Annotated in this window: 5 protein-coding genes; 3 read left to right on the forward strand and 2 right to left on the reverse strand. The window is 43.9% G+C overall.

The features are described 5' to 3' along the window. Positions 1 to 792: lytic transglycosylase domain-containing protein (locus tag AB4496_RS23535; protein WP_372132181.1), on the reverse strand; the 792-nt coding region annotated here is incomplete at its 3' end. Positions 793 to 822: 30 nt separating this feature from the next. Next, complete coding sequence (locus tag AB4496_RS23540; RefSeq protein WP_009848496.1) at positions 823 to 1113, reverse strand: YcgL domain-containing protein; 291 nt, start codon at positions 1111 to 1113, stop codon at positions 823 to 825. A 219-nt stretch (positions 1114 to 1332) separates the two neighbouring features. Here AB4496_RS23540 and minC point away from each other — a divergent pair, with 219 nt between their 5' ends. From minC to minE, 3 genes are read left to right on the forward strand one after another with little or no spacing between them, the layout of a single operon-like run. Beyond that, positions 1333 to 1995 (forward strand): septum site-determining protein MinC, encoded by a 663-nt coding sequence (gene minC / locus AB4496_RS23545; RefSeq protein ID WP_009848497.1) that lies wholly within the window; start codon positions 1333 to 1335, stop codon positions 1993 to 1995. A gap of 22 nt (positions 1996 to 2017) precedes the next feature. After that, positions 2018 to 2830: a septum site-determining protein MinD gene (gene minD / locus AB4496_RS23550; RefSeq protein ID WP_009848498.1), complete on the forward strand. Its 813-nt coding sequence runs from the start codon at positions 2018 to 2020 to the stop codon at positions 2828 to 2830. A gap of 6 nt (positions 2831 to 2836) precedes the next feature. Then, positions 2837 to 3100, forward strand: a complete 264-nt coding sequence (gene minE, locus AB4496_RS23555; RefSeq protein WP_009848499.1) for a cell division topological specificity factor MinE — start codon at positions 2837 to 2839, stop codon at positions 3098 to 3100. Positions 3101 to 3126 lie beyond the last annotated feature (26 nt).

Genomic DNA, 3126 nt, shown 5'->3' on the forward strand with positions numbered 1-3126 from the left:
CTCTTTTAAGTATTTCGCTTTGTCTTCGCCTCGGCCTTGCATTTCAATAGACACAGTCGACGGTACGTGAACCTGACGGCCCCAAGTATATTTGTCATCCCAACCCGATTGGCTGAGATAATTCGCCGCTGAAGCAAATACATCTTCTTCAGTACCCCAAATATCTTTCTTGCCATCGCCGTTACCGTCAGCGGCATAAGCTAAGAATGAGCTTGGCATAAACTGAGGTTGTCCCATCGCACCAGCCCAAGAGCCTTTCATCTCTTGTGGTGCAATATGGCCTTGATCAAGAATCTTCAACGCCGCCATCGCTTCGCTACGGAAGAAGGCTTCTCTACGTCCTTCATAGGCCATAGTTGTGAGAGCATCAATAACACTGTAGTTACCCGTGAACTTACCAAAGTTACTCTCAACACCCCATAGCGCGACAATGAATCTTGGTTGAACACCATATTCATCACCAATGCGCTTCAACGCTGAATAATGCTTCTTATAAAGCGATCTCGCCTGCTTCACTTTCCAATCTGGAACCGCGCGTGGAATGTATTCATCCAGAGTCAGTTTTTTCTCAGGTTGATTCTTATCGGCTTTCACCGCTCTTGGCTTAAACGTCACACCATCAAAGGCCTGATCAATGATCGTTTCAGAGATGCCTTCTGCACGGCCTTGCTGCTTTAGTTTCTCTACATATTGCTCAAAGCTCAGCTCTTCAGCCTGAACTGAACCAATCGTCAGGCTATTACCCAATAGTAATGCCGACACAGCCAATATGGTTTTCGAAAATTTACTCAACGATCACTCCTCCCTGAATTAAGGTAGCTATCACTCTTCGTCTTGAACGTTTTGCTGAGCTTTACGCTCTTTATGAAGTTCAAGTTCATTAACCGGTGGTGGCGGAACCTGCAAAAAGAAACCATCGGTGTTCAGTGATTCTCTCACTTTATCGATGTTCACTTGCGCCAGTTTACGGCCATCCATTTTAATTACCATTACAAAACTAGGTTTACCAAACATTTGCATCAATGCGTCAGGAACTTGTGAGAAATCATCCTTCTTAGGGATATAAAGGTATGTTCCTTCTTTCTTTGAACTTTTATATATAGAACACAGCATGACAAACCTTTTTATTGTTTATGACTACAAAACTCTCACTTACGAGATCAATAGTTTATGTTAAGGGAAATATTGGGAACAAAACGTTCATTTGACAACAAGATTACTTGCTGTGCTTGGTTTGGGAATATAACATGATAAACCAAGTTTCAGGCAACGCCCTTTATTTTATTGATAAAGAAATTGTACCAATCCGCTATTGAGGTCCTGTAGTTTTCGATGTCTAGTAATCCAGATCTAAAAGGTAGCAGTTTTACGCTATCTGTTTTGCACTTATCCGATGATCAAGTCGAAAATGCGGTGTCTTTTCTTCAAGAAAAAGTAAACCAAGCTCCCACTTTTTTCGCTGCTGCGCCTGTTGTTATCAATATTAGCAAAGTCGCGGGTGATATCGATTTTGTGCAACTGAAAGAGGGTATATCTCAAGCGGGCATGATCCCAGTAGGTGTGGCTGGTTGTTCGGATAAACGTATGCAGAACCTAGCGAAAGAAGCTGGTTTTGCAGTGATGACAGCCAGTAAATCGCCTTCTCAAGCTCCAGCGAAGATGGCTCCGATAAAAGTGGTGAGAACGCCTATTCGTTCTGGTCAGCAAGTGTATGCAAAAGATGGCGATCTATTGATCCTCAGCCATGTGAGTGCTGGCGCAGAAGTCATAGCCGATGGCAGCATCCATATCCATGGTACTTTACGCGGTCGTGCGATTGCAGGCGCGAGTGGTCAAACTGAAGCAAAAATAATTTGTAATGATTTACAAGCCGAGCTGGTTTCCATTGCTGGAAATTACTGGCTCAGCGATCAAATTGAAAGCGAGTACTGGCAGAAGAAAACCATGTTCAGTATGGCAAACGATGTATTACACGTTGATGTCCTCGCAATATAAGAGAAATAAAAAGGAAAACAAAATGGCACGCATTATCGTTGTAACGTCAGGTAAAGGCGGGGTAGGCAAAACGACCTCCAGTGCAGCTATTGCCTCAGGCTTAGCTTTAAAAGGGAAGAAAACCGCAGTTATCGACTTTGATATCGGTCTGCGTAACCTAGATTTAATCATGGGTTGTGAGCGTCGTGTTGTGTACGACTTCGTTAACGTTATCAATGGCGAAGCGACACTGAACCAAGCGATGATCAAAGACAAGCGCACAGAGAATCTATTCATTCTTCCGGCTTCTCAAACTCGTGATAAAGATGCACTAACAAAAGATGGTGTTCGTCGTGTATTTGATGAACTAGATGAAATGGGCTTTGATTTCATCATCTGTGATTCTCCTGCAGGTATCGAGCAAGGCGCTCTGATGGCGCTTTACTTTGCTGATGAAGCGATTGTTACGACTAACCCAGAAGTTTCTTCTGTACGCGATTCAGACCGTATTCTCGGTATTCTTGATTCTAAATCTCGTCGCTCAGAAGATGGCTTAGAACCAGTGAAAACGCACCTTTTACTGACTCGCTACAACCCAGCACGTGTAACTCAAGGTGAGATGCTAAGTGTTGAAGACGTTGAAGAGATTCTTCACATCTCTCTACTGGGTGTCATCCCAGAGAGCCAAGCAGTACTGAACGCGTCGAACAAAGGTGTTCCAGTTATTTTTGACGAAGCAACCGATGCAGGTATGGCTTACAATGATACTGTAGAACGACTACTGGGTAGCCAAGTGGACTTCCGTTTCTTAACGGAACAGAAGAAAGGCATCTTCAAAAGACTGTTCGGGGGCTAATTCGCAATGTCATTACTAGAGTTTTTTAGACCACAAAAAAAGACAACCGCAAACCTAGCTAAAGAGCGTTTGCAGATCATTGTTGCCGAGCGACGCAGCCATGACGACCCAGCGCCGTCTTATCTGCCGCAACTAAAAGAAGACATCTTGAAGTGTATTGCGAAGTACGTTGACGTCGATCCATCAATGGTTGATCTGACTTTCGAACACAAAGATGACGACATCTCAGTATTAGAGCTGAACGTCAAACTTCCAGAAGAAGACCGATAAGCAGAGCTCGAGCGGTGCTTATCACG

The sequence above is a fragment of the Vibrio sp. 10N.222.46.A1 genome, assembly GCF_041473595.1.
GTDB classification, from domain to species: domain Bacteria; phylum Pseudomonadota; class Gammaproteobacteria; order Enterobacterales; family Vibrionaceae; genus Vibrio; species Vibrio tasmaniensis_A.

Coding starts and splice junctions, on each gene's coding strand:
- AB4496_RS23540 (WP_009848496.1), bottom strand. CDS start 1,113: ATGCTGTGTTCTATATATAAAAGTTCAAAGAAAGAAGGAACATACCTT.
- minC (WP_009848497.1), top strand. CDS start 1,333: ATGTCTAGTAATCCAGATCTAAAAGGTAGCAGTTTTACGCTATCTGTT.
- minD (WP_009848498.1), top strand. CDS start 2,018: ATGGCACGCATTATCGTTGTAACGTCAGGTAAAGGCGGGGTAGGCAAA.
- minE (WP_009848499.1), top strand. CDS start 2,837: ATGTCATTACTAGAGTTTTTTAGACCACAAAAAAAGACAACCGCAAAC.